The sequence below is a fragment of the Fusobacterium massiliense genome (genome assembly GCF_900095705.1).
GTDB classification, from domain to species: Bacteria; Fusobacteriota; Fusobacteriia; order Fusobacteriales; family Fusobacteriaceae; genus Fusobacterium; species Fusobacterium massiliense.
Genome location: NZ_LT608325.1, coordinates 107,007 through 133,659, shown reverse-complemented (window position 1 = coordinate 133,659; position 26,653 = coordinate 107,007). Strand labels below are relative to the sequence as shown.

16 protein-coding genes and 2 riboswitches are annotated in these 26,653 nt (G+C 27.0%); of the genes, 6 read left to right on the top strand and 10 right to left on the bottom strand.

Features of this window, described 5'->3' with window-relative positions:
• The 6 genes from BQ2505_RS01775 to BQ2505_RS01750 all read right to left on the bottom strand — a co-directional run.
• The coding region (locus tag BQ2505_RS01775; protein ID WP_143403532.1) for a filamentous hemagglutinin N-terminal domain-containing protein at positions 1-5,516 on the bottom strand (5,516 nt) is incomplete at its 3' end.
• Between the two features lie 14 nt (positions 5,517-5,530).
• The gene (locus tag BQ2505_RS01770; RefSeq protein WP_074016100.1) at positions 5,531-7,321 is read right to left on the bottom strand and encodes a ShlB/FhaC/HecB family hemolysin secretion/activation protein; all 1,791 of its coding nucleotides are present in this window, start codon (positions 7,319-7,321) and stop codon (positions 5,531-5,533) included.
• Between the two features lie 166 nt (positions 7,322-7,487).
• Positions 7,488-8,816: an aspartate kinase gene (locus BQ2505_RS01765; protein ID WP_074016099.1), complete on the bottom strand. Its 1,329-nt coding sequence runs from the start codon at positions 8,814-8,816 to the stop codon at positions 7,488-7,490.
• Between the two features lie 2 nt (positions 8,817-8,818).
• A complete protein-coding gene (locus tag BQ2505_RS01760; protein WP_074016098.1) occupies positions 8,819-9,949 on the bottom strand; it encodes a homoserine dehydrogenase in 1,131 nt (376 codons plus the stop codon).
• A gap of 1 nt (position 9,950) precedes the next feature.
• Complete coding sequence (locus BQ2505_RS01755) at positions 9,951-12,923, bottom strand: type III restriction-modification system endonuclease (RefSeq protein ID WP_074016097.1); 2,973 nt, start codon at positions 12,921-12,923, stop codon at positions 9,951-9,953.
• A 1-nt stretch (position 12,924) separates the two neighbouring features.
• On the bottom strand, positions 12,925-14,790 hold the full coding sequence (locus tag BQ2505_RS01750) for a site-specific DNA-methyltransferase (protein WP_074016096.1): 1,866 nt from the start codon (positions 14,788-14,790) through the stop codon (positions 12,925-12,927).
• Between the two features lie 322 nt (positions 14,791-15,112).
• Here BQ2505_RS01750 and BQ2505_RS01745 point away from each other — a divergent pair, with 322 nt between their 5' ends.
• From BQ2505_RS01745 to asd, 4 genes are all read left to right on the top strand, one after another.
• Positions 15,113-16,414 carry an RNA-guided endonuclease InsQ/TnpB family protein gene (locus tag BQ2505_RS01745; RefSeq protein ID WP_074016095.1) on the top strand — a complete coding sequence of 434 codons (1,302 nt, stop codon included), beginning with the start codon at positions 15,113-15,115 and terminating at the stop codon, positions 16,412-16,414.
• Positions 16,415-16,568: 154 nt separating this feature from the next.
• Positions 16,569-18,020, top strand: coding sequence for a threonine synthase (gene thrC, locus BQ2505_RS01740; protein ID WP_074016094.1), 1,452 nt, complete (start codon positions 16,569-16,571; stop codon positions 18,018-18,020).
• A complete protein-coding gene (thrB, locus tag BQ2505_RS01735; protein ID WP_074016093.1) occupies positions 18,020-18,895 on the top strand; it encodes a homoserine kinase in 876 nt (291 codons plus the stop codon). Before thrC ends, thrB begins: the two co-directional genes overlap by 1 nt.
• Before the next feature lie 46 nt (positions 18,896-18,941).
• Entirely contained in the window at positions 18,942-20,012 is a 1,071-nt protein-coding gene (gene asd / locus BQ2505_RS01730; RefSeq protein ID WP_074016092.1) for an aspartate-semialdehyde dehydrogenase, read from the top strand.
• Positions 20,013-20,180: 168 nt separating this feature from the next.
• Here the strand turns inward: asd and BQ2505_RS01725 are convergent, their stop codons facing one another.
• Entirely contained in the window at positions 20,181-21,533 is a 1,353-nt protein-coding gene (locus BQ2505_RS01725) for an alanine/glycine:cation symporter family protein (RefSeq protein ID WP_074016091.1), read from the bottom strand.
• Positions 21,534-21,670: 137 nt separating this feature from the next.
• A riboswitch (glycine riboswitch) is annotated at positions 21,671-21,750 on the bottom strand.
• Between the two features lie 2 nt (positions 21,751-21,752).
• Positions 21,753-21,837: riboswitch (glycine riboswitch) on the bottom strand.
• A gap of 198 nt (positions 21,838-22,035) precedes the next feature.
• Between BQ2505_RS01725 and rplM the strand changes: the two genes are divergently transcribed.
• Together rplM and rpsI are read left to right on the top strand one after the other, a co-directional pair.
• Positions 22,036-22,470 (top strand): 50S ribosomal protein L13, encoded by a 435-nt coding sequence (gene rplM / locus BQ2505_RS01720; RefSeq protein ID WP_074016090.1) that lies wholly within the window; start codon positions 22,036-22,038, stop codon positions 22,468-22,470.
• An 11-nt stretch (positions 22,471-22,481) separates the two neighbouring features.
• Entirely contained in the window at positions 22,482-22,880 is a 399-nt protein-coding gene (rpsI, locus tag BQ2505_RS01715; RefSeq protein ID WP_074016089.1) for a 30S ribosomal protein S9, read from the top strand.
• A 254-nt stretch (positions 22,881-23,134) separates the two neighbouring features.
• Here the strand turns inward: rpsI and BQ2505_RS01710 are convergent, their stop codons facing one another.
• From BQ2505_RS01710 to BQ2505_RS01700, 3 genes are read right to left on the bottom strand one after another with little or no spacing between them, the layout of a single operon-like run.
• A complete protein-coding gene (locus tag BQ2505_RS01710) occupies positions 23,135-24,169 on the bottom strand; it encodes a ribonucleotide-diphosphate reductase subunit beta (RefSeq protein WP_074016212.1) in 1,035 nt (344 codons plus the stop codon).
• A complete protein-coding gene (locus BQ2505_RS01705; RefSeq protein ID WP_074016088.1) occupies positions 24,162-26,447 on the bottom strand; it encodes a ribonucleoside-diphosphate reductase subunit alpha in 2,286 nt (761 codons plus the stop codon). The genes BQ2505_RS01710 and BQ2505_RS01705 overlap by 8 nt, the downstream gene beginning before the upstream one ends.
• Complete coding sequence (locus tag BQ2505_RS01700; protein WP_074016087.1) at positions 26,448-26,651, bottom strand: glutaredoxin domain-containing protein; 204 nt, start codon at positions 26,649-26,651, stop codon at positions 26,448-26,450.
• Positions 26,652-26,653: the final 2 nt, after the last annotated feature.

Here is a 26,653-nt window from a genome sequence, read left to right as displayed (position 1 = left end):
TTATTAAGAGTTACATTATCTCCTAATACTAGATTAGATTTAGCATTTGTTAAATCTTTTTCTTTTAACTTACTTTCTGATTTTCCATATCCAACAGAAAATCCTCCACTTCCTATACTTCCACTAAATCCTTTTTTATTTTCTTCTAGCGAGTATGAACTGTGAAGTTCTCTTGAATCAGTAGTTACTTTTCCAGCTACAAAGCTATTATCGCCTAGTACTAAATTACTTCCTACAAGATTTACATCACCTTTAATTAGTCCTTTACCTTCTACATAAAGGCTTCCTGCTGAATTTTCTTCATTATGGATAGTTTCTTTCTTTGAACCTGATTTTAAAAGACTTTTATATGATGATTTCTTTATTTCATCTTCTTTATCTACTTTTGATTCAATATTTAATTTATCTACATTTAAGTTAGCTGTCTTTGTTGTTACTGCTGAACCTGATATATTTAAATCACTAGCAGTTATATTTAAGTTTTCTGCTTTAACTACTGAACCTATATTTCTTTCAAATCCATAATAGTTATATTGACTATCATCTTTTCCAAACTTTTGTTCTCCACTTACTTCTTGTGATTTTATATTGATATCATTAGTAACATTTATATTGGCATTTTTAGCTTCAGTTATAGCTCCTGTACTTATGTAATTATTAGTAAGTATATTAAGATTTCCGTTAGATACTATTTCTCCAACTGAATCTATTTTAGTAAATTTACTTCTATCAAATTCACCATTATTAAATTCTACTTTTTCTACTGTACTCTTATTTACTATATCTCCATCTATAGCTACTAAATTTAAGCTTTCATTTCCAGATATTTTAGCACCTATATTATTGATATTATTTTGAGCAATTATTGTAGTATTATTACCTCTTATTTCAGCAAGTTGGTTTCCTAATGTTCTATTATTAACTTCTTTTGCTTCTACATAAGTGTTTCCATATCCACCTATTAAGCCTGCATTTTCTAAATTACCAGTTCTTACATAAGTATTTTCTATTCCTGTTATTCTACTTCTACTATCTGTATTTAGATTTTTTAGTGTATTTTGAGATAAATATATTTTTGGAACTAATACTTGTATTCCATCTAAATTTTGATACTCATACCATACTATATCTTTATCTAGTTTTGCTATTTGTTCTTTTGTTAAGGAATTCCCTACTGTTAAAGCATTTTTCTTAGCTTCTATTGCTGCATTATCCATCAGTTCTTTTGCTGATATTTCTTTTCCATTTAAAAATCTTGTTCCTAATTTTTCTGTTATACTTCTTTCTATCAGTTCATTTTCATAGTAAGCATCTCCTAATCTTTTTACTCTATTCCATTTTTCTTCATAGCCTATTCTAGTTAAGAAATATTCACTTCCATAGAAACTATTTTGGTCTATATATTTTGCTCTTGTTTCTAATAAATATTTTGATGTTGGAGATACATTTTTAATGAATAATGAGCTTGATAAACTAGCATCTATATCTATTTTACCATTTTTTATGATTTCATCTATAACTTTTGTACTTCCTGCTAGCTGACCATTATTTCCATTATATATTACACCATCTGTTCCAACATTTACATATTTTTTAAGTTCATTTTTTACATTAATTTGATTAGGAGCAATTTTTTCTTCTTTTATTTCTTTATTTATTCCTGTATGAACTTTTCTTTCTTCTTTTATTACTTTATTTTCTTTTCCTTCATTAATTTTACCATTTGCATCATCTATTTCTTGTTTTACAACACTTGCTGGATTTATTACTACATTTCTTCCTTCTATTATAGATGGTGAACCTGTAACATAGGCATATCTTCCAACATATTCAGTAACAGTTTCATATTTTTTTCTTCTTCTAGTTTTATTTCCAACCTTGTAGGTTTCATAGACTTGTTTTCCATTTTCATCTAATACAGGAACTTTTTTTGTTATATAGTCATCGGCAAAATCTCTAATATATGTTACATTCATTTGAACATGTCTATTCACTCTACGACCTGTATGTTCAAATTTGACTTCCATATATTCTTCACCAGTTTTCACTTTTACTTTCTCACCAATACTTACAATATTTTCTAGTTTATTAGCATTTATTTTTACTGTATTTCCTGCTGATATTATAGAATCCTTATTTAAAACTTCTTGGCTATTTCCTCCATTTTTACCTTCTATTGTAATATTTCCGCCTGCTAATATTTTTCCATGTTCAGTTTCGCCTTTACTTCTCACTTTTTCTTTTAGTGGTATATCTTGTATTTTTGCAGTTCCTGTTTTTTCTCTATGTTCTCCTTCGTTTCCTAGATATCCTTCCATTAACTTTTTATATTTAGGAAATAGTAAAGACTTATATTTATCTTCTGCTACGGTATTTGATATTCTTTCATATGCTTCTCTTTGTTTATCTCTTACATGGTCTCCTGCATGTCCATTACTTCTTTTTCTTGAACTTTCTGAATAATATTTTTTCCAATCGCTAATTTCGCTTTCGCTTAGTATTTTTCCATCCCAAGTTTCATAATATTTTTCATATTTATCTAAATCTTTTACTTCTCCTATATTTTCAAACTTATCTGTTTTTATTGTAATATCATTAAATGCTTTTATTGTTCCAACTTCATTTCTTACTTTATCAGCAGTTAGTTCTATATTAGTTCCTAAAAGTTCAGAATTTTTATTATTTAAGATTTCTTTAGCAGTAATAGTTAGTTTATTTCCAGCAAAAATAGTTTTTCCAGATTTATTATCAACTTTGTTAGTTGCAGTTAATGTTAAATCTCCTGCTGTTGCAATCAAATCATTATTTTGTATATTATTTCCAGTTATACTTACTTTTCCACCATTTAACTCTTTATTATTTACAACATCTCCTGTTGCAGTTACTGTAAGTGTTTGTGCTGCTAATTCACTATTATTAGTAAAATTATTACTGGCAGTAATAGAAGTTGTTCCTGTTCCAGTAGTTTCTCCATTATTTGTTATATTTTTTCCATTTATAGTTAGGTTTTGAGCACCATGTAATTTACCAACTAAATCTATATCATTTGTAGTTGTTAAAGTTACATTATTTCCTACTATTTCTCCAGTATTATCAAATTTCTTATTATTTTGCATTTCTATCGTACTAGAAGCAATTTTTTTAGTATTTGTAATATTTGAGTTATTAAGCGATACTTTTCCATTAGAAGCAATATCCCCACTATTTACAAGATTTGTATTATTTGCTTCAATATCTTTAAGTACTGTTATCTCATTTCTGTTTGTTATATTTTGTGCATTAGAAAAAGAAATATTATTAAATGATAATATTTTTCCATCATTAGTTATATTAGCCACATTTGTAGCAATATTATCAGCCTTAATACTTCCACTATTTGTTAGCTTATTTCCTGTTACATCAAGATTTGTAGTTTCCATATTATTAGTATTTTCAAAATTTCCATTGATAGTAAATTTATCTCCTGAGGCTATTGTTCCAGTATTTTTTAGATTCTTTACATCAATTTTTTCTTTAGCAATTATTTTTTTGTTATTAATTAAATCAGAAGTTACAAAATTTTTATTAGTTAGAATACTTCCATTATTTGTAGTATTTCGAGTAGTTGTTATGTTGTCTAATGCTTTAACTTCGCCAGTATTAGTTAAAGTACCATTAATATTTATTTTACTATTTGTTACAACATTTCCACTATTTTCAAGTTCAGATGCTGTAATATTCTTATTTGCACTTAATTCTTTTTCATTCTTGATATCTTTTGAAGTAAAAGAACCATTAGTTAGTATAGTTCCTTTATTCAATACATTATTTATAACTGAAATATTTTCAATAGCTTGAATATTACCAGAATTTATTAGACTTCCATTAATATTTAAATTATTAGCTGTTGTAAGGTTTTCATTATTTTCTAATTTAGCTACATTAATATCCTTGCTTACACTTATTACTTTGTCATTTTTAACATCTTTTGATGAAAAAGCTCCATTTGTTAGGATGTCTCCTGTATTTACAGTATTTTCTTTTATATTTATATCATCTAATGTTCGAATTTCTCCACTATTTATTAAATTACCCTTTATATCTAATTTCTTATCTGTTGCTATTACTCCAGAACTTTCTAGGTTAGCAACTGAAATTCCTTCTTTGGCTATTAACTTCTTTGTAGTAATAGTATTTTTAGAAATAAAAGAACTATTAGTTAATATTTCTCCTGTATTATTTGTATTTTCAACAACTGATATTTTTCCTACTGCTTGAACATTTCCAGAATTTATTAAATTCTTATTTATATTAAGATTTTTTTCTGTTACAACTACCCCAGAATTTTCTAATTTACCTACTGAAATTCCATCTTTTGCAATTATTTTTTTAGTTGAAACACTGTCTTTAGCTGTAAGATTTCCATTTGTTAGAACTTCTCCTTTATTTGTTAAATTTCCTTCAACTTCAATTTGGTTTGTCGCTTGGACCACTCCAGTATTTGTTAAATCTTTTGTTTTTATTCCTTCTTTTGTATATATTGTTGCACTATTTTCAACTATTCCATTTAGATTGATTTGCTTATTTGCTTGTGTTCCTGTTCCAGATAATTTAATTTTATCTGCATTTATTGATATTCCTTCATCAGAATATGCTAAATCTTTTTGTTCATATTCCTTTCCTTTGATATCAATTCCCTTACCTTGTACCTTATTTACCTTTATTTTTCCATTAGCAGTTATTTCTAATTTACTATCTTTAGACACAATAAAGGCATCAGAATTTACTCCTGCTCCCTTATCTGTACTTATTATTCTTATTCTATTTGCATACATCCCACCTAATTCTTTTGCATCTATTGCAATATTATTAGTAGAAGTTGTACTATTAGAACCTGTAACCACTTTTAAATCATTAGTTACAACATTTCCTCTTAGCTCTAATGTCTTTGCTATTATTTCAACATAGTTAGCATTAGTTCCATCCATACCCTTAGGACCTATAACTATATTCCCTTTTTCGATATCTATTCCAATGAAATCTCCATCTTTTAAATTAACTTTACCTGTTGTTGCAGTAAAGTTTTTAATATTGATAGTTCCACCATTATTGATATATAGACCATTTTCATTACTTAAGATAACATCTACTCTTTCTCTACTCAATGCTTCTAAATATCCTTCTATTTGAGAACGGTTAGAACCATTAACTTGAAGAATTATTAAATTTGCAGCTTGATTAGGCGCTAAGTTTGGATTTGCATTTATTAGTCCACCAAGATGAGTTCTTCCTACATTATCAGCATTATTTAGTATTTGTCCTTTTTCATCTATATTATATTCACTAAACTCATTTATACTTAATCCCCTATCATTAGGAGTTGATATATTAACAATAGGCACTCCACTTGCTGATTCATCAAGTTTTGTATTGTAATTTGAGTTAGGATCTACAACTAAATTAGCTGCAAATATCTCTATATTATATATCAGTAAAAAAATTACTGTTATAAATTTCTTAAAAAATTTATTTCTCACTTATTCCCTCCCATCTAAAATTTAACTTTTAATGTTGCACTAAAATATATTTCTCTATTTTTAGGTTTTAAATAGTTTGAACGAGCTAAGGGTTTTGCATAAGCTACGTCTAAATCTAAATATTTCATATTATATCTTAAACCTAATATAGCACCTGACATATATCCTTTTCTATATTTTGAATTATTTTTGTTATTTCTTACTTTTCCATATGAATAACTTAAATAAGGAGTTATTTTTCCAAATTTTTCTGAGTCTAACACTCTATATGATAATTCATTTTCTATTTCTATTGCTCTATCGCCTTGTATATTTCCAGTCCTATGATAGCCTCCAACACTTCCTACTCCACCTATTGAATATTTTTCTGAACCATAAAGAACATCATTTGAGTGAGTAAAAGTTGTGTTAAATCTATATACTAGCTTTTGAGTTAAAGGTTTGTAGTAATTAGTATTTAATGTATATTTCATAAACTCTGCTTTTGGACTTCTTACTCCTTTATTTTTATCTCTTTCAGCGCCTAGTGCTCTCATTCCTCTTTCATATCCTAAAGACGCACCTAGTAATCCTCCATAAAATGTTGTAGTTCCATTTAAAGAAATATCTCCTATTGTTAAAACTCTATCTGATAAAATTGCTTCTTCTATATAGCTTTGGTTATGTTTTCTTTTTAATCCTATTCCAAAGGTTAATTTATTTTTTTGATTTCTTAAAAGAATTTTATCTAAATTAACTGAAAAAGTATTACTCACTGTTTCCATATCATAAACTGTATTTGATGTATAGAAACTACTTGTATTTTCTGTTCTACTTGAACCTAATGATAAAGTATATGAATTAAATTTTAAAGTATATCTAAAATTATACAGGTCTAAATCTCTTTTGTATGGCAAAGTATCTTTTCTTGGGTCATATCCCCTTGGACCTATTGGCGCTATCTCTCCTGCTTTTAGACTTTCTGTTGTTCTTTTCCAACTTCTATCTGGTTTCTTTTTATGAACTGTCATATATGAAAAATAGACTCTATCACCTATTCCTAATGGACTATCTATGTTAATTGATACTCCACCTCTCCAAATAGCGTTTTGTCTATCTTCTCCATAATTATTTGTAAGTACTGATACTGTAAATTTTTCTTTCATCTCATTTTTTAATTTTACTATTGAATGGTTTTGTATTTCACTTGGTACTATTTCCATAGTCATATTATTTGCTTCAAGATAATTAAAGTTCTCTGTTGTAGTATCTAAATCTCTAATATTTAATACTTTCCCTGCTTTAGTATCAACTAAAAAATATTTCTTTAAATTATCTAAAGTTTTATCTTCATTAAGTATTATTTTTTCTATTTTTCCTGGAATTATTTTTAAATTTAAAGTTTTTGCACTTAAATCATTGTCTTCTGATATTGTTGCAACTGATGTAATGTATCCTTTTGCTATTAGTCTGTTTGTTAAATCTGTAATTAAATTTGTTATGTCTGTACTTCCTAAATCTTTATCTATATACTTCCCTAGTATATTTTCTTTTTCTATTTCATTTAATAGTCTTTCATTATCTTCTAAATTTATTTGAGATATATGAAATTTAATTTCATTTGTTGAAACTTCTTGCTTATCTGTTTTTTCTGATTTTAATTGATTAAAAATTTCTTCTCTTTTTTTAAATTCTTTTTGCAATCTTTCTTGCTCAGATCTTTGTTCTTGCTTTAAAATTGTTCTTTCATCTTCATTATCATTAAAAGAATCTGAAAAAGCAAAAACATTAAAAACCAGAAAAACATATGTTACTATTTTTTTCATGCTCCTCCCCTTATACTATATATTAAATTTTGTTAAGTTATATTAAATAACGACTGTTATTATATATTATTTTTCTTTTAAAATAAAGTATTTTTTATATTTTTTATTAATAATGAAAAACTGCACCTCCAATCTTGTGTCCAAGATTATGGGTGCAGTACATTTTTTATTGTGGGTTAAATTCATAATAAATTGTCTTTATTGTTCTTTCATAATCTGAATTATGAACTCCAACTATTATGTTAATTTCATCACTTGTTTGAGAAATTACTACTATATTAATTCCTGATTTTCCTATTGCAGTCAATAATCTTCCAGAAACTCCCTTATTATTTTTCATTCCAGTTCCAACAGTAGCAATCAATGAAATTTCATTAGTTAAAGTAACTTCATCAGCAGAAGTAGCCTTTCTAAGTTTACCCATAAGTTCATAAACAAAAGGTTTTACAGCTTTACTTTCTACTACAACAGAAAAAGAGTCTACTCCACTAGGAATATGTTCAATGCTAACATTATAGTCTTCAAAGACTGTTAGAGCTTTTTTTATAAGTCCAACTTCATTAGACATATGAACTTTTCTTATTGTAATGATAGAGAAATCTTTTTTCCCAGCAATACCTGTTATTGTATTTTTTTCAAACGCTTCTGAATTATCATCATCTGTATTTTTTATGATAGTACCAAAATCTTCTGGTTTATTTGTATTTCTTATTTGAATAGGTATTTTTTTCAAAGCAACAGGGAAAACAGCTTCTTCATGTAATACACTAGCTCCCATATAAGAAAGCTCTCTTAATTCATTGTAGTTTACAACTTTTATAGGTTTAGGATTAGGTATGATTCTAGGGTCTGCCATTAAAACTCCAGACACATCTGTCCAGTTTTCATAGACACTTGCATTAGCAAGACTTGCAACTATTGCCCCACTTACATCTCCACCACCACGAGTCATAAGTTTTACTTCCCCATTTGGATAAGCTCCATAGAACCCAGGAATAACAAAATTTTCTCCTGTTTTTTCTATAAGTTCAAAAGCTTTTTCACTTTTTTCATAATCAAAACGATTATCATAATTATAGAAAATCAAATCTTGAGCATCTAAAAATTTATATCCTAAGTATTCTGACATTAATAGAGCTGTTAAATATTCTCCTCTACTAACCAAATATTCTTCTGTAATTTTTTTGCTATCTAATTTTTCTTTTAATTTTCTAAGTTCACCTTTTATATCAAATTTTAAATTTAACTCTTGAGCAATATCTGTAAACTTTTTTTCAATAATACTAAAAATATGTTCACAGTTCATATTATATTTAACATGAGCATAACAAAGATAAAGTAAATCTGTTATCTTATTATCTTCTTTATTAGCTTTTCCAACAGCACTTACTACAACAAACTTACGAGTTTTATCCATATTAACAATATTTTTTACTTTTTTAAATTGTTCTGCACTTGCAACAGAACTTCCACCAAATTTTGCAACTCTTAACATTATTATAACTCCTCACTTAATTTTGTAACTAAACAATCTGAATTTCCTATTAAATCTAACAATTCTTTTTGAGTAATTTCTTTTGTATAGCAGTAATATCTTCCATTATCATTATCAATTTTTTCAATTTTTTCTGATTCGACTTTCTCATTAAAACGAAGAACATACTTATGTTTTAATAAATTTGAAGAATATTTATATTCTTTTTCTATATTAATTTTATGATAATTAATATTATCAATAATATCAAAAATATCTTGTACTATTGCATTGGCAGTCGGTAACTTTCCAGCTCCTTGACCATAAAATTTAACTTCTCCCATAGTATGAGATTTAACAGTAACTATATTGTAGTTGCTTAAAACATTTCCTTCTAAAGCATTAACAGGGAATAAATTAAGCATTACACTTGCTTCATACAAATCATCTTTTGTGATAGCTTCTCCTATATACTTAGCTATAAATCCTTGTTTCTTGAAATATAATATATCTTCTTTTGTTATATTTCTTAAAGTAAAACATGGAAATTCATTTTTTATAAAACCATCATAAGCTAAAGCAAAACTAATTATAACTTTATTTGTGACATCGTAACCATCTATATCTGCACTTGGATCAGCTTCTGCATATCCTAATTCTTGTGCAGTTTTTAATGTTGTAAAAAACTCATTTTCAAATCTATACATATTATCTAGAATGAAATTGCTTGTACCATTAAAAATTCCATAAAATTTATCTATATTTTCTACACGACGAATTTTTTGTATTCCTGCTAAACAAGGAATCCCACCTCCAACACTTGCTTCAAAACGAAAATCTACATTATTCTCTTGAGCAACTTTCAAAAATTCATCAAGATACTTAGCTATAACTGCTTTATTTGCACTAACTACATGTTTTTTGTTTTGTAATGCTTTTATAATAAACTCATAAGCAGGATGAAGTCCTCCCATACATTCAACAACTAATTCTATTTCTTTATCATTTATAATTTCATCATAATTATCTGTTGCTATATCTATCTTAGTTAAATCTTTTTCAAGAACTTTTTTTACTTCAATATTTTTAGAAGTTTTTGAAATTTCATAAACTCCACTACCTACTGTACCAAAACCTAAAATTGCTATTTTCATTTTAATCCTGCCTTTCATTTTCTATTAAGTCTTTAATTATTTTTATAATATTATCTGATTTTATTTGTTTTTTAAAAGAAATATTAACTCCATCAGCTTTTAACTGTTTAAAAAACTCTTCAGCTGATAATATTCTATGTTCTTCTTCATTCCTTATGTCAGAATTTTTCTTTACATCTTTAGTTTCAACAATAAGATTTAATTGATAGTCATTATCCTTTTTTATTATATACATAAAATCTGGGCTTGTTGTTCCACCGAAATAAAGAGGAACTTGTATACTTTTTCTTGGAATTTTTCCAAATACAACAACCTCTTTAATATTACTAGACTCTATATTTTCTTTTTCTTTTCCACTATCAAATACAACAGTATCATATAAAAAATTATCAGGAGTTACGATTCTTTCATCTTTCATAATTCCAACAAGTCCTTGAATAATTCTCTCTTTTGGCTCTCCATTAATATCAGTAAGTTGTGTTTCAAGAGAATCAATTTCTAAAGCTTTATATGAAAATCTTTTAAGAAATGTTTTTTCAAACCATTCTTGATATTTCTCTGTAAACTTAACTACAGTTTTCTGATTAAAAAAAGACTGTTCCAATTTTTTTATTTTGTTATATGCACATAAAGCTTTATGCATTATAAAAAACGATATTCCTGTACTTTTTTGTATTTGTTTTAAAAAAGTATTATATTCCATATTTTCATTAAAATGATAATAATTAATCATTTCTTCTTTTATCTCAAAGCTACCGTCTGATGGACTTATTTTTTTCTCTATTACTTTTACACTTAATTCATCTGCTATATCAGATTTCAAAATTTCTAAAATTGCTTCATATAATTCATCTTCACTTATTTCATCAAGTTTTAAATAATATTTCTGATTAATTTTTTTCCATAAGTCTCTGATCTTATTAAATTTTTCCCTGCGAATCCCAACTGTTCCAGATTGATTTTTATTCTTATCTATGATTTTATTTTGTTGTAAACCAGTACTAAACTCTGGATATTCAACAAAAAATTTTTCCATATTTTCTAAAATTATATTCTTATTATCATCAAGAAAATTTTCAAGTAATAGTTTTGCAAATAACTTTGTCTTCTCAATTCCTCTATCTTGAGCAGCTTTTTCTAAAATTTTATCATCAACAACTAAATTCTTAGTCATATCCCCATCTTTAGTTACTTCTTGTATTAAGTTTTCAGCAAAATCTTTTTCAGAATGGTCAATTAAATAAGTTAAATAAAATTGTTCATTTGAAATTCTATTTCCATACTCATCAACAGGAAGCCTTAGTCCTCTTCCAACTTCTTGTAATTTACTAATTTCTGATCCACTTGAACGTAATTTACATATTTGAAATACATTTGGATTATCCCATCCTTCACGAAGAGTCCATTTTGAAAATATAAATCTTCTTGTATTCCAATTTCCATTATCATCTTTAAAAGTTAGAAGACTTTGCTTATCTCTTAAAATTTGTTCTACTTCTTTTTGGATTTCTTCATCAGAAGTTGAATTATCCTCAGAAAAATACCCACCATTAGTTGCTGAAATATCTTTTAAAGAACTTTTTAGATAACTAACATATTCTTTATGAATTTTTAAATCACTTGGGGAATATTTTTTTAATTCTTCTTCTAAATTTTCTTTTAATATTTTTTCAAATTTTTTTCTAAGAGTCCCATCTTTTCCATTATCACGATATGAATAAACGCTATCAATAAAAAAAAGTGATAAGGTCTTAATTTTTCTTTCTCTAAAAAAGTTTTCACGCTCTTGTTTAATGTGATTTTCTATAGCTTGTTTTAACATTAAGCTCTGATATGTCTCTCCATAAATACTTGAATAAATTTTTTCTCCTTTAGATAAAATTTGTCCATTGGAAAGAACAACTCCAGTTTTTATATCATCATCTTCTGTTTTTCCAATACTCTCGATAGAAATACCTTTAAAATTTTCATCTATAATAGTTAAACTATCTCCAATATTTAATTCATAATTTTTATTTGTTTTTTCATTTTTAAATTTACAAAATTTAGACTTGCTTGAAAAATCTAATAATTTAATTTTTACCTCATTTAAATTTTCTTGTTCAATCATTTGTGTTGCAACACCTTTAACTAAATTATTATTAAAAGCTTCACAAGCCCCTAAATTATATATTAGATTATTATAATCTTTCTCTTTACTCTTTGCTTTACTAGGAAATGTTGCACCTAAACGAATAATGCATTGGGGATTAATCTTCTCAATTAATGTTGTATATGCCTTATTTTCAATTTTAAACTTATGAGGCTCATCAATAATTACAATTGGACGAGTTGCTTTTAATGTATCATAAGGGTTAGAATAGGTCCCAAAAAGAGCTTGATCATATTCTTGATCCATTGTTTTTTTTGATAAGAGCATTCCACTACTCATAAGAAGTACACTAATTTTTGTTTTTTCTAATTTAGTTCCTCTTGCAAATTCTGAAATAGCTTGAGGAAACAATTTCCTTTTTCCTTTTACTTTTTTTTGTGCATTTAAAACAGATAAAGTTATTTTTTTATTAGGATATAAATCTAAAAAATGTTTATTAGCATAATCAGATATAATAAAACTTTTAGTCCCTTCTTTTATTGGAGTAGTAGGTACTAAAACAATAAACTTATGAAATCCATATTTTTTATTTAATTCATAAATTAACCTTGTGTAACAATAAGTTTTTCCAGTACCTGTTTCCATACGAATATCAATCCCAAAATTATTTTCTCTGTATGTACGATATTCTTTAGGAATTTTCTTTTCATTAAAATTTTCCTGAATTTCCCAAATATTTCTTTTTAAAGTAGTATCATTTCTGTCAATAAGAGGGTTCGCATAAGGCTCATTTGTTTCATCCAATCTTATTTTATCAAAAACTTGTAAAGCTCTCTCTAAACACTCTGTTTGGTGGGGTAAAATACTTAATTTAATTGACATTTTAATACCTCTCAATCAATTCAACATTTTTATTATTTCTAAGATTTTTTAAATTTTTTCTTAATTCTTGTAATACATTAAAAATTATAGAGTGGGTATATATAACAACTCTTGTAATATCAAGTTCTGTAGTTTCAATTTTTCTTATCAATTCTGTTACATCCTCTGAACTAAGTCCTTTTAATATAATATATAATGAATTTTCTATTTTATCAGCGTCAAAATCTTTTAATCTATATTTTTCAGTTTTTACTGTTAGCCCATATCCATCTGAAACAAGCCAAGTAGAAAGAATAGAATTTTTAGCTTCTGTAATATCTGTATCAAAAATTTTTATCATATCTTCAGGTATTAACTTAGGGTTATCATCAAAATAATTAAGTTTTTCTATAATATTATCTTGAAGTGTTTCTAATGAATATAACTTAAATCCATAATCTATGTTGGCATTAGTTTCTTTTTTTATTTTTTCAGCAGAAAGTTCAATTCTTTTTCTTCCTATTTCATCTATTGTTTTATAACCTTCTTTAGCTGCTGGCTTATCTTCTTTTATTAGTTCTGGAATTTGTACACAGATATATTTTCTATTTCCACCATCTTCTGAATTAAGCTTCATTACTGCATGAGCTGTTGTTCCTGAACCAGAGAAAAAATCAAGAATAATTGAATTTTTATTAGTTGAGATGTTTAATATTTTTTCTAATAACAAAGTTCCTTTTGGGTCATTAAAAATGCCTTTTCCAAGTAAAGAAGAAAGTTCTTCATTATTCCCATGTGAATGTCCAACTTCTTCATAGCTCCACAATGTCCCACAGGTTATTCCCTCTCTAACTTCACTCAAATAAGTTTTTTTATCAACACCTCCATTTTTATTGAAATATAATTCACCATTTTGATATAATTCAATTAGTTTCTCTTTTGAATATCTAGGAAAACGACCAATTGGTGCTTCCCAAGCTATTCCATTTTCAAAAATAACTTGATATCTTCCAGTTTCGCTCCCACTTCTAGCATGTAAAGGAGTAGCTTTCCAAGGACCTTTTGGATCATTATCTCTATTCTTATAATCTTTATTTTGCTTTTCAGTTCTTGGCAACAAGTTTAAAAAGAAGTTCGCTGATTTTTTATAAGATAAAATATTTTCATGTTGATAAGAAATATCAGTATCATTTGAAACAGTATATTTATTATTCCAAATGAAATTTGCTATAAAATTTTCTTCTCCAAAAATTTCATCACAAATTAATTTAAGATTAGCTTGTTCATTATCATCAATAGAAATGAAAATTACTCCATCTTCAGAAAGTAAATCTCTTGCTAAAATAAGTCTCGGATACATAAATGTAAGCCAAGCAGAATGAGAACTTTTTCCTGATAAATTTAAAATTCTTTCAGCTTCATTTTCATCAATTCCAATAGTATTAACAAGTTGGTTTACTGTGAATTTATAATTATCTGAATAAACAAATCCATCAGAACCTGTATTATACGGAGGATCTATATAAATACATTTTATTTTCTCTGAATAAGAGCCCAATAAATGCTTTAAGGCATCTATATTATCTCCTATAATATAAATATTTTCACTATCTTTATTTTTTTCTATTTCATTATGTTGAGAATGAGGTACAATAAAAGTTTCAGTTTTTTTGGAACTTAAATATCTCGCATAAGATTTTCCTAAAAATTTTATTTCATATCCTTCCTTATCAAAAATTGTATTGTTTTGTTTCAACATACTTTGGAACTGATTAAATAAAAAATCTCCATTTTTATTAAAATAATTAGGAAAATATTTTTTTAGTAGTTCAATTTCTTTACTATTTTCTTTTACATTTTCATTATAAAGTAAATTATCTTTTAACATTTTTAGTAAACCTCACTTTATTTTTTAATTGCTACATATTATATCATAAGTATGGCAATATTTATATTGTAAATTACAAGTTTTTTTAACTATTTAAGGAGATTTTTAAATTATTAAAATATAGTAATTGATAAGTTAGTAGCAATATTATAAATAGGACTTATAAATAATATTTTTTATATTTTAGTTGTAAAAAATATTATTTGTTGTATTATAAAATTTCACAAAATATAATAATTTTTTAGTCTATTTGTGACAATTATGATATAATCTATCCGAATGGTATAAATCAAAAAGAAGTTTAATAAAAAGGAGTTAGAGAATGAAAATTAAGAGAATAGTTAAGTTTAATATAAAAAAATCTCATACAGATTATAAATACATTAAAACTCAACTAATAGAAAGTAAAGAAATATATAACTTTGCCAACTATATTCTAAGACAACTTTACTTTAAAAATTCTAACAAACATAAATATTCTTTAGAATTTATAGATGAATATCCTAGTTTAAAAGATTTATTTTTAGAATATATAGAAGAAAACAAGCAGTTTACATCTTTGTTTTATAAGCTTATTTGTGAATTTTCTAAGTTAAAACAATATTCTATTAACTTAAAAATAGTACAAAATATAGTTGATAAACTTAAAAATGATTGGACTTCTTATTGGAAATTATTGAAAATGAAAATGACTAAAACTTATGATAAACAAATTAATATTCCTAGATATAAGAAAAAATATAATTTAGTTGAATATAATAATCAGGTAATTTCTAAGAAGAAGTTGAAATTAGGATATATTGGTACTGATAAGATGAAACAAGGAATTAAAATAGCTAACAGACACAAAAATTTAGAATGTAAATGCTTTAGAATATATAATAAAAATGATAAATTTATATGCGAACTTATCTATGAAAAAGAAATAAAACAAGGTGAAAAGAATGATAGAGTTGCAAGTATAGATATAGGACTAGAAAATTTATTTACAATAGTATTTAATTATAATAAGAAAGGAATATCAATAAAAGGAAGTAAATTAAAATCTATTAATCAGTATTTTAATAAGATGAAAGCAAGTCTACAAAGTTCATTACCTAGTAATAATCATATATCAAGGAAAATAATGCTATTACTATATAAGAGAAGAGAACAATTAAGAAATTATATAGGATATTATACTAATAAATTGATAGAAATATTAAGAAAAGAAAAAATTTCAAAATTAGTAGTAGGATATAATAAAGGTTGGAAGGAGAAAATAAATATAGGAGTGACAAACAATCAAAATTTTGTAAGTATAGCCTTTAGAAAAATATTGGAAATATTGAAATATAAGTTAGAAGATAATGGAATTGAGTATAAAGAACAAGAAGAAAGTTATACATCAAAAGCAAGTTATCTTGATAATGATAAAATACCAATATATAAAGAAAATGATTATACAGAATACATATTTAGTGGAAAGAGAGTAAAGAGAGGACTGTATAAAACGAATAAAGGGCAAATAATAAATGCAGATTTAAATGGTGCATTGAATATATTAAGAAAATCAGGAGAAAAATTAATAGAGCCATTGGAATATTTAAAATTTAATAATATATTTACAAGCAAGTTGATATAGCCATAAGAACATATCAATATGGTGGTTGAGTAGTACAGCCAATATGGAATAAGGAGAGAAGTTTTATTCTTATTTTATATAAACATGATCTATATCAGATTTATTATAGATTTTGATACTATCATATAGAGAATATTATATCAAGGAGAGAAGTATGAAATATATAAGTACAAGAAACAACCAAATTGAAAAAGACGATAAAATTGCTCTTTTACAAGGATTAAGTGATGATGGTGGACTATTCGTTTTAAAAGATTTAAACAATAAAAAAATAGATATAACAGAACTATTAACAAAAAATTATAATGAAATTGCTCTTGAAATTCTAAAATTATTCTTTTCATTTGATGAAGAAAAATTAAAAAAAGCTATATCAAGTGCTTACAATAAATTTTATGTAAAATCTGTTACTCCTCTTGTATCTTTAAAACAAGCTCATATACTTGAGTTATTTCATGGACCTACAAGTGCATTTAAAGATGTTGCATTAACTTTATTACCCCAACTGATTCAATTAGCACTTGAAGGAACGGACAAAGAAATATTAATTTTAACTGCAACAAGTGGAGACACAGGAAAAGCAGCACTTGAAGGATTTAAAGATGTACAACAAACAGAAATCGTAGTTTTCTACCCTAAAAACGGTGTAAGTAAAGTTCAAGAGCTACAAATGAGAACTCAAGAAGGTAAAAACACAAAAGTTTGTGCCATAGAAGGTAATTTTGATGATGCTCAAACTGGTGTAAAAAATATATTTTTAAATGAAGATTTACAAAAAGCTCTAGGAAAAAAGAAATTCTCAAGTGCTAACTCTATCAATATAGGTCGTTTAACACCTCAAATAGTTTACTATTTTGTTGCCTATATCGATTTAATTAAAAACAATAAAATAAAAGTTGGAGATAAGGTAAATTTTGTTGTTCCAACTGGTAATTTCGGTGATATCTTAGCAGGATACTATGCTAAAAAATTAGGTTTACCTGTAAACAAATTAATTTGTGCTAGCAACGAAAATAATGTTCTTTATGATTTCTTAAAAACGGGAGAATATAATAGAAATAGAGAATTTTTGAAAACTATTTCTCCTAGTATGGATATTTTAATATCTAGCAACTTGGAAAGATTACTTTATGATTTAGCAGATGGAGATGCTGAGTATATAAAAAGTCTTATGAAAGAACTTAATGAAACAGGAAAATATAAAGTTAATGATGAAATTTTAGGAAAAATTAAGACTAATTTCATTGCAGGTTATGCTACAGATGAAGAAACATCTACTATAATCTCAAAAGTATGGAATGAAGAAAAATATTTACTAGACCCTCATACTGCAGTTGCATATAAAGTTATGTTAGAACAAAAAGATTTAGAGGGAGAAATAATAGTTTTATCAACTGCTTCTCCTTATAAATTCTGTGCTAGTGTTGCAAAAGCAGTTTTAAATGAAAATGATGAAGATGAATTTAAATTGATGGAAAAACTTCATAGTTATACTCAAGTTGAAATCCCTAAAAACTTAAGTAATTTAAAAGAAAAAACTATACTACATAGTGATGTTATAAAAAAAGAAGAAATGGGACAATATGTTTTGGAGGCAAGTAAATAATGTTTGAAGTTAGAGTACCTATGACATCAGCCAATGTTGGTTGTGGTTTTGATACATTAGGAATGGCTTTTCAAATATATTCTGTTTTTACTTTTGAAAAAAATGAGAAACTTGAATTTTATGGGTTTGACAAGCAGTTCTGCAATGAAAATAATCTAGTGTATATAGCTTTTAAAAAAGCTTTAGAATACTTAAATAAACCTATTATAGGAGTTAAAATTTCTGTTAAAGAACAAGCTCCTATTGCTAGAGGGCTAGGAAGTAGTGCTACTTGTGTCGTAGCTGGAATATATGGGGCATATTTGCTAACAAATACTGAGATAAATAAAAATGAAATCTTAAAAATCGCTACAGAAATAGAGGGGCACCCAGATAATGTTGCACCTGCTATATTTGGAAATTTATGTGCTTCTTGCTCAGTAGATGGAAATCCATACAATGTTCAATATGATGTAGATGAGAGATTTAATTTTATTGCACTTATTCCAAATTTTGAAACAAAAACAGAAGAAGCTAGAAAAGCTTTACCTAAAGAATTAAATTTTAAAGATGCTATTTATTCTTTGAGTAGATTAGGAATAGTTTTGAAAAGTTTTGAAAACTATGATACTGAAATTTTAAAAAATATTCTAGATGATAAAATACACGAACCCTATAGAAAATTATTAATACACGAATATGATGAAGTTAGAAATATTTGTGAGAGCATAGATAGTTGTGGATTTTTTATTTCTGGAAGTGGCTCAACTCTTATTAATATAATAAAAGATGAGAAAAATTTAAATGAAATTACAGAAAAGTTAAAATCTTTAAAATATGAATGGAAAGCTATTATAACAAAAGTAGATAAAAAAGGAACAATTTTTACTCTATAGAAAAGTATAAAATTAAATAATATAGAAAAAAGAAAGGAAGAAAAAAATGAAAAAATCAAGAGTAGCTGTTGTTGGAGCAACAGGAATGGTTGGGCAAAGATTACTTGTCCTTTTAGAAAATCATCCATATTTCGATGTAGTAAAACTTGCTGCATCAAAAAATTCGGCTGGTAAAAAATATGGAGAGCTTATGCAAAATAAATGGAAAATCGACAATAAAATGCCTGAATTTACAAAAAATATGATAGTTGAAGATGCAATGGAAGTGGAAGCAGTTTCAAAAGATATAGATATGATTTTTTGTGCAGTTAATTTAGATAAAAAAGAATTAGTTGCACTAGAAGAAGCTTATGCAAAACAAGAAGTCGTTGTTGTATCAAACAATTCAGCTAATCGTATGAAAGCTGATGTACCTATGATTATTCCAGAAATTAATGCTCATCATTTAGAAATAGTAGATGTTCAAAGAAAAAGATTAGGAACTAAAAAAGGATTTATAGTTGTTAAACCTAATTGTTCAATTCAAAGTTATGTTCCTGTTTTTGCTGCATTAAAAGAATTTGGAATAAAAGAAGCAAGTATTTGTACTTATCAAGCTATATCTGGAAGTGGGAAAACTTTTGAAGAATGGCCAGAAATGGTAGGAAATATTATTCCTTATATAGGTGGTGAAGAAGAAAAAAGTGAAATAGAACCACTAAAAATATTTGGTCATATTGAAGATGGAGAAATTAAATTAGATGATAAAATGAAATTCTCTGCTCAATGTATTAGAGTTCCCGTATTAGATGGACATTTAGCTTGTGTTTCATTTAACTTAGAAAAAAATCCAGGTAAAGATGTATTAATAGAAAAGATAAAGAATTTTAAGTCAGAAATAACTGATTTACCTTTAGCACCAAAAGAATTTTTACATTATTATGAAGAAAATGATAGACCTCAACCTATTTTAGATAGAGATAATGAAAAAGGAATGCAAATTACTGTTGGTCGTTTAAGAGAAGATAATTTATTCGATTATAAATTTGTAGGACTTTCTCATAATACTTTAAGAGGTGCTGCTGGAGGTGCTGTACTTACAGCTGAATTAATTAAAAAACTTGGATATTTAGATTAAAATAAAATTTTATAAAGAAAATTAGGAGTTGTTACAAAATTAAAGATGTAACAGCTCCTTTATTCATTCATGCTTATTAGTCTCTGTGACGTCCGTACTAGTTTGAAGAAACTGTGTTTATTGAGCTCGTAGAACTCATACGGCTGTCAAGAGACTTTATTTATTTTTTTATTTATGAAGTTCATCATACTCGTTAGATGTTTTTGACACTAATTTATGTAATAAAATTAATGCAATTAAATTTGGTATAACCATAAGACCGTTAAATAAATCTGCTAACTCCCATACAACATCAACTTTTTGAGTAGTTCCTAAAAAGATAGAAATCATAACAAGTACTCTGTATATACCGATAGCCTTTTTTCCAAAAAGATATTTTATATTAGCTTCTCCAAAGAAATACCAACCAATTATTGTAGAAAAAGCAAAGAAAAATAAAGCAACAGCTATAAATATATTTCCAAAGTAACCTAAAGTTTTTTCAAATGCAACTTGAGTTAAAGAAATTCCTGTTAATTCTACTCCACCAACAACATTATGAGAAGTCAAAATTACAAGAGCTGTCATAGTTAAAACTATAAAAGTATCAATAAAAACAGTTATAAGAGCAACATTTCCTTGTTCAACTGGATTTTCAACCTTAGCTATTGCATGTGCATGTGGAGTTGAACCCATACCAGCTTCATTTGAAAATAATCCTCTAGCAACTCCATATCTAACTGCTTTTTTCACACCCATTCCTAAAAACCCACCAAGTATAGATTTTGTAGAAAAAGCATTTACAAAAATTGCTTGAAATGCTGGAAAAATATTATCATAATTAATAAAAATTATTATTAAACAAATTAAAATATATAGACCTGCCATAAAAGGTACTACTTTTTCTGTAAATGATGCTATTCTCTTAACTCCTCCAAAAAAAACAAAACCTCCTAATAACGCTACTATAATCCCTGTTAATAGTGGAGGGATAGAAAAAGCATTTTCCATTGCAACTCCTATCGAGTTTGCTTGAACACCATTTCCCATAAATCCTAAAGCTAAAATACAAGATAAAGCAAAAAAGATAGCAAGAATTTTAGCTATAAAATTTTTATTAAATAATTCTTCAATATAATATGCTGGTCCCCCTGTTACTTCTCCCTCTACTTTTCTTTTAAAAAGCTGACTTAAGATAGCTTCAGCATAAATTGTTGACATTCCAAAAAAAGCACTTACCCACATCCAGAATATAGCCCCTGGTCCCCCTGATACTATTGCAGTAGCAGCTCCAGCTAAATTTCCTGTCCCAACTTGAGCAGCTATTGCTGTTGCTAAAGCTTGAAACGAAGACATTCCATTGTGGTCTGCAGATTTTCCATTCATATTAAAATCTCCAGTAAGTTGTCTTACTCCTCTTTTAAATTTTCTAACTTGAACAAATTTTAATTTGACTGTATAAAAAAATCCTGTTCCAACTAAAAGTATAATTAAAATCATTCCCCAAAATAAATTATTAATTTCTGCAATAACACTTAACATAAAAACTTCTCCTTTTATATTATAATTTCATCGAATAAATAAAAAAAGGTCTTTTTCTAAAGACCTCTGAATATCAAATATAAAAGAATTATACAATAAAAATAAAAAAATAAAATTTTTATAAGAATTGCACAATTCCTCCGTCCTTTTACCTGAGAGTTTAGGCCAAAATGGCTTTGCTCCTTCGGTGTTATCTTTATGATAATCTCTCCAGAGGTTCGTCCAATATGAGTCCTTTTACCTGAAAGAGTTACTTCTTCGGTGTTTTTTATTTTTAATAAAAAATCTCTCCTCATATCTTCATCCGATTAATTATTCGATTCTATGATTGATTATACTAGCATTTTTTTTTAGATTTGTCAAATATAAAAAATAATTAGTGCAATTTTAATTGACATATATCAAAAAAAGTAATATAATAACTAGGTATAAATTTAACCTTTCCCACAAAGGACCGTTGCGTTATATTAGAAAAATATAACCATATTAGGAGGATTTAAAAGTGAAAAAATATACTTTTATGCAAAGAAAAGAAGACGTTGTTAGAGAATGGCATCACTACGACGCAGAAGGACAAATTTTAGGAAGATTAGCTGTTGAGATAGCTAAAAAATTAATGGGTAAAGAAAAATTAACATTTACTCCTCATATCGATGGTGGAGATTATGTTGTAGTTACAAATGTAGATAAAATTGTTGTAACTGGAAACAAATTAAACAACAAAGTTTACTACAATCACTCTGGATTCCCTGGAGGAATAAGAGCTAGAAAATTAGGAGAAATCCTAGCTAAAAAACCTGAAGAACTTTTAATGCTAGCTGTTAAGAGAATGCTTCCAAAAAACAAATTAGGAAGACAACAACTAACTAGACTTAGAGCATTTGCAGGAGCTGAACATGCTCATGAAGCTCAAAAACCAAATAAGGTAGAATTATAGGAGGTAGAACAGTGGCAGATACAATTCAATATTTAGGAACTGGTAGAAGAAAAACTTCGGTAGCTAGAGTAAGATTAATCCCTGGTGGTCAAGGAGTAGAAATAAACGGTAAAGCAATGGCAGATTATTTTGGAGGAAGAGCAATCTTATCTAAAATAGTTGAACAACCTTTAGCATTAACAGAAACTTTATCTAAATATGGAGTAAAAGTTAATGTAGTAGGTGGAGGAAATGCAGGACAAGCAGGAGCAATCAGACATGGTGTTGCAAGAGCTTTATTACTTGCTGATGAAAGCTTAAAAGAAGCTTTAAGAGAAGCTGGATTCTTAACTAGAGACTCAAGAATGGTTGAAAGAAAGAAATACGGTAAGAAAAAAGCAAGAAGAAGCCCTCAATTCTCAAAAAGATAATTGGTTTATTCAAAAAATTATCCCACAGAAAACTGTGGGATTTTTTATTTTATAGGAAAGTATAAATTTAATATGAAAATTAGTCTCCGACGTCCGTATTACTCTGGAGAACATTTCGGTGAGCTCGGAAGAGTCATACGGCTGTCAGGTTGCTATTTAAATTTATACTTTCCTATATAAAATAATACACCCATAATTTTTATAAAAAAGATTATAGGTGTTATTTTTTCTAATTAATATAATTTAAAATTTACTTAGAAATCTTCCCAACCATCGATAGAAGAACTCATATTATAACTTGTTACTGTTCCTTCAAAGAAATTTGATTTAACATTTCCTTCTCCTTCAGTGTCAGCAAATCTTTCTAAATGTTTGTATGGATTCTTATTAAATCCAGGATATAACGGTTCCAATCCCAAAGATTTTAATCTCTCATTAGCAAGCCATTTTGTATATGCTTCTGTTGTTTGAGAAGTTATTCCAAGAACCTTATTTCCTATTATATGTTCTGTCCAATTTATTTCTTGTTCAACAGCTGTTTTAAACATAGAATAAATAGTTTCAGCAGTAAAAAATTCTGGATAATCGTTTTTAATTTCTTTTACCATACTTCTAAATAAAACAACATGAGAAAGTTCATCTCTATTGATAAGTCTTATAATATCAGATGTCCCAACCATTTTATTTCTACTTGCTAATAGATAGAAGAAGTTAAATCCATTGTAGAAATATAGAGACTCTAACAAATAGTTAGCTATAATAACCTTAGCAAAATTTTCATCTGATTGTTCATCTATAAAATCTTGATATATTTTAGCTATAAAGCTATTTCTTTCAAATAGAACCTTATCATCTCTCCATTTATCATAAATCAAATCTCTACTTTGTTTTGGAAGTATAGATTCTATTATATATTGATAAGATTGAGAATGTATTGCTTCTTGGAAAGTTTGAATTGCAAGTAGCAAATTAACTTCCGGAGCTGTTATATGGTCTGATATATTAGGAATATTATTAGTTTGTATACTATCTAAAAATATTAAAAAAGATAATATTCCATCATAGGCTTCTCTTTCAGGGACAGTTAAGTTTTCATAATCATTTTTATCTTGAGTTAAATCAACTTTTTCAGGTATCCAAAAGTTAGCCATCATAGTTCTATATAGTTGATTAGCCCATTGAAATTTAACATTATTTAAGTTAAATAAATTTGTGGAATTTCCCTTTATAATCTTTCTTGCATTTAATGTATCATCACCATCTGGATTAAATAATTTTTTTCTATCCACTACAGCTTTCACACTCCTCTTTATCGGCTATATTGTTTGTATTCTTTTGTATAGTTCTTATATAATAAACACTCTTACAACCTTCTTCCCAAGCTGTAATTAATGTATCATAAATATCTTTAGCTTTTATATCTTTATTTAGGTCAAATAAAAGTTCCATAGATACTCCTTGACTTACCCACGAACCAATTTTTGCCATAATCTTTACATAAGTTATAGGATTAACATTTTTAAATTCTGGATAAAACCAAGCTCTATCCTTTAGATGTTTTACAGTTCTAGGTGTAGCCCCTCTTTGATTTTTTTCTATAAAAAATCTTGAGAATGTTGGAATAACAGAAGCTGTCGACCCCATAAGTAATGATGTTGATGTATTTGGAGCTATAGCTGTAAGCTCTCCATTTCTAAGACCATGAGCTTGAACTAAATAAAAAGCTTCATTCCACTCATCTTTAAATTTAGAATTTTTTTGATACCATTCATTAGTTTTTCCAAAGAATAAACCTTGATCCCATTTAGAACCTTTAAATGCTTTATAAGATCCTCTTTCTTTTGAAAGTAATGCTGATGCTTTTATTGCATAAATAGCTATTCTTTCAAAAAGTTCATCTATTTCATTAACAGATTCTTCATATATCATATATTCCCTAGCTAAGTAATCAGCTAAGCCCATAGCTCCAACTCCAACAGTTCTATATAATAAATTATGTTTATTTGACTCTTTCAACGGAGTTACTGTTAAATCTATTGTGTTGTCCAATGCTCTAACAGCAAGAGCAACATATTTTTCAATTTCTTCTTGAGTAAGTTCAGCTAAGTTCATAGAAATTAAATTACATGTATGAATTTCTCCCATTTCACTTTTTCTTATAGAAGTATTTCCATTTTCATCTTCAATAAAATCAACTGTCGGTTTAAAATTAGAGAAACTTTCCATACATAAATTTCCATTACCTATCATTCCCATATGTGAATTATGGTTCATTTCATTAGCTCTATCTTTATAGAAAATATATGGCATACCTGTTTCTAATTGAGTTTTCATGATACTTTTAAACAAATCCTTAGCATTTAAAACTTTCTTTATTTTAATATTATTATCTTTCTCGATTTTCTCATAAAGTTCTTCAAACTCGTATCCATAAAGTTCACAAAGTTCTACTCCATAAATTTTTCTTACTTCATATGGGTCAACTAAAGTCCAAGTTTCATTATTTTTTACTCTTTTCATAAAAAGATTTGAACAAACAACTTGGGGATAAATATCGTAAGCTTTACCTCTTTGATCTCCATTTTCAGTTTGAAGTTCTAAGAAAGTTTCTATATCTAGATGCCAAGTATCAAGTGCAACTGTAACAGCACCTGCTCTTCTTCCTTGTTGATTTACAGCAACAGCTGTGTCATTGATAATTCTTATCCAAGGTACAACTCCACCACTTGCATTGTAATACCCATTTACCATAGACCCTTTAGCTCTTATTCTAGAAACATTTACTCCTACTCCTCCACCATTTTTACTAATTTTAGCAATAGAATCTATATTATAAAAAATTGATTCTATATTATCGTCTATAGCAGTGATAAAACAAGATGATAAATTCCCGTTAGGTATTCTTAAATTTGCTAAAATAGGTGTAGCTAATGACAATTTTCTAAGTGATAATGCATCGTAAAATTCTTTTGCTATTTCAATTCTACTTTTTTTATTATTTGAAGTTTTTACTTTTTCTTCATTTAGAGATAACATCATAGATATAGCCATAAATACTTCTTGAGGTAATTCATAACTCTTACCATCATATCTTATCAAGTATCTATTAACAAGCATATTTGCTCCGGCATAATCATAAACCATATCTCTATCCACAACGATAAAACTAGCTAGTTCTTGTAATTCTTCATCTGTATAAGTTGCAAGTCTATTGTCATATAGACCTAACTCTATCATTTTTTTTATCATTTTCGGAAAATCATTGTATGAAAAACCTCTTGCATGATAGACTTCTCTCTCAGCTTCCATCATAAGTAATCTTCCTGCTACATAAGACCAATCACTTTCTTCAAAAGTAGTCATAGCAACGGCTGAGTTGATAAGAGAGGCTTGAATTTTTTGAGTAGTAATATTTTCTTCATAAATTGAATCAATTTTACTTTCAAGTTCAACCATATTTACTTCTAAACCTTCACAAGCTCTTTCAAGTTTTTCTCTAATCTTTTCAATGTTCAATTCTTCAATAATTCCATCTCTATTGATAACTTTTCTTCTCTCAAAATTCAATTAAATCACCTCAAGAAAGGCTTCCATTGTGTATACATTATTATTATATTCAATAACGGGTGCACTCATAATTCTAGCTTTACTTGCAACTATCATAAGTGTTTTTAAATCTTCTATATATTCAAACTCAATATTTCTACTAGCTAAAATATTTTTTAAAGATGTACATTTACTACAATTTTCTTTTCCGTATACTTTTATCATTT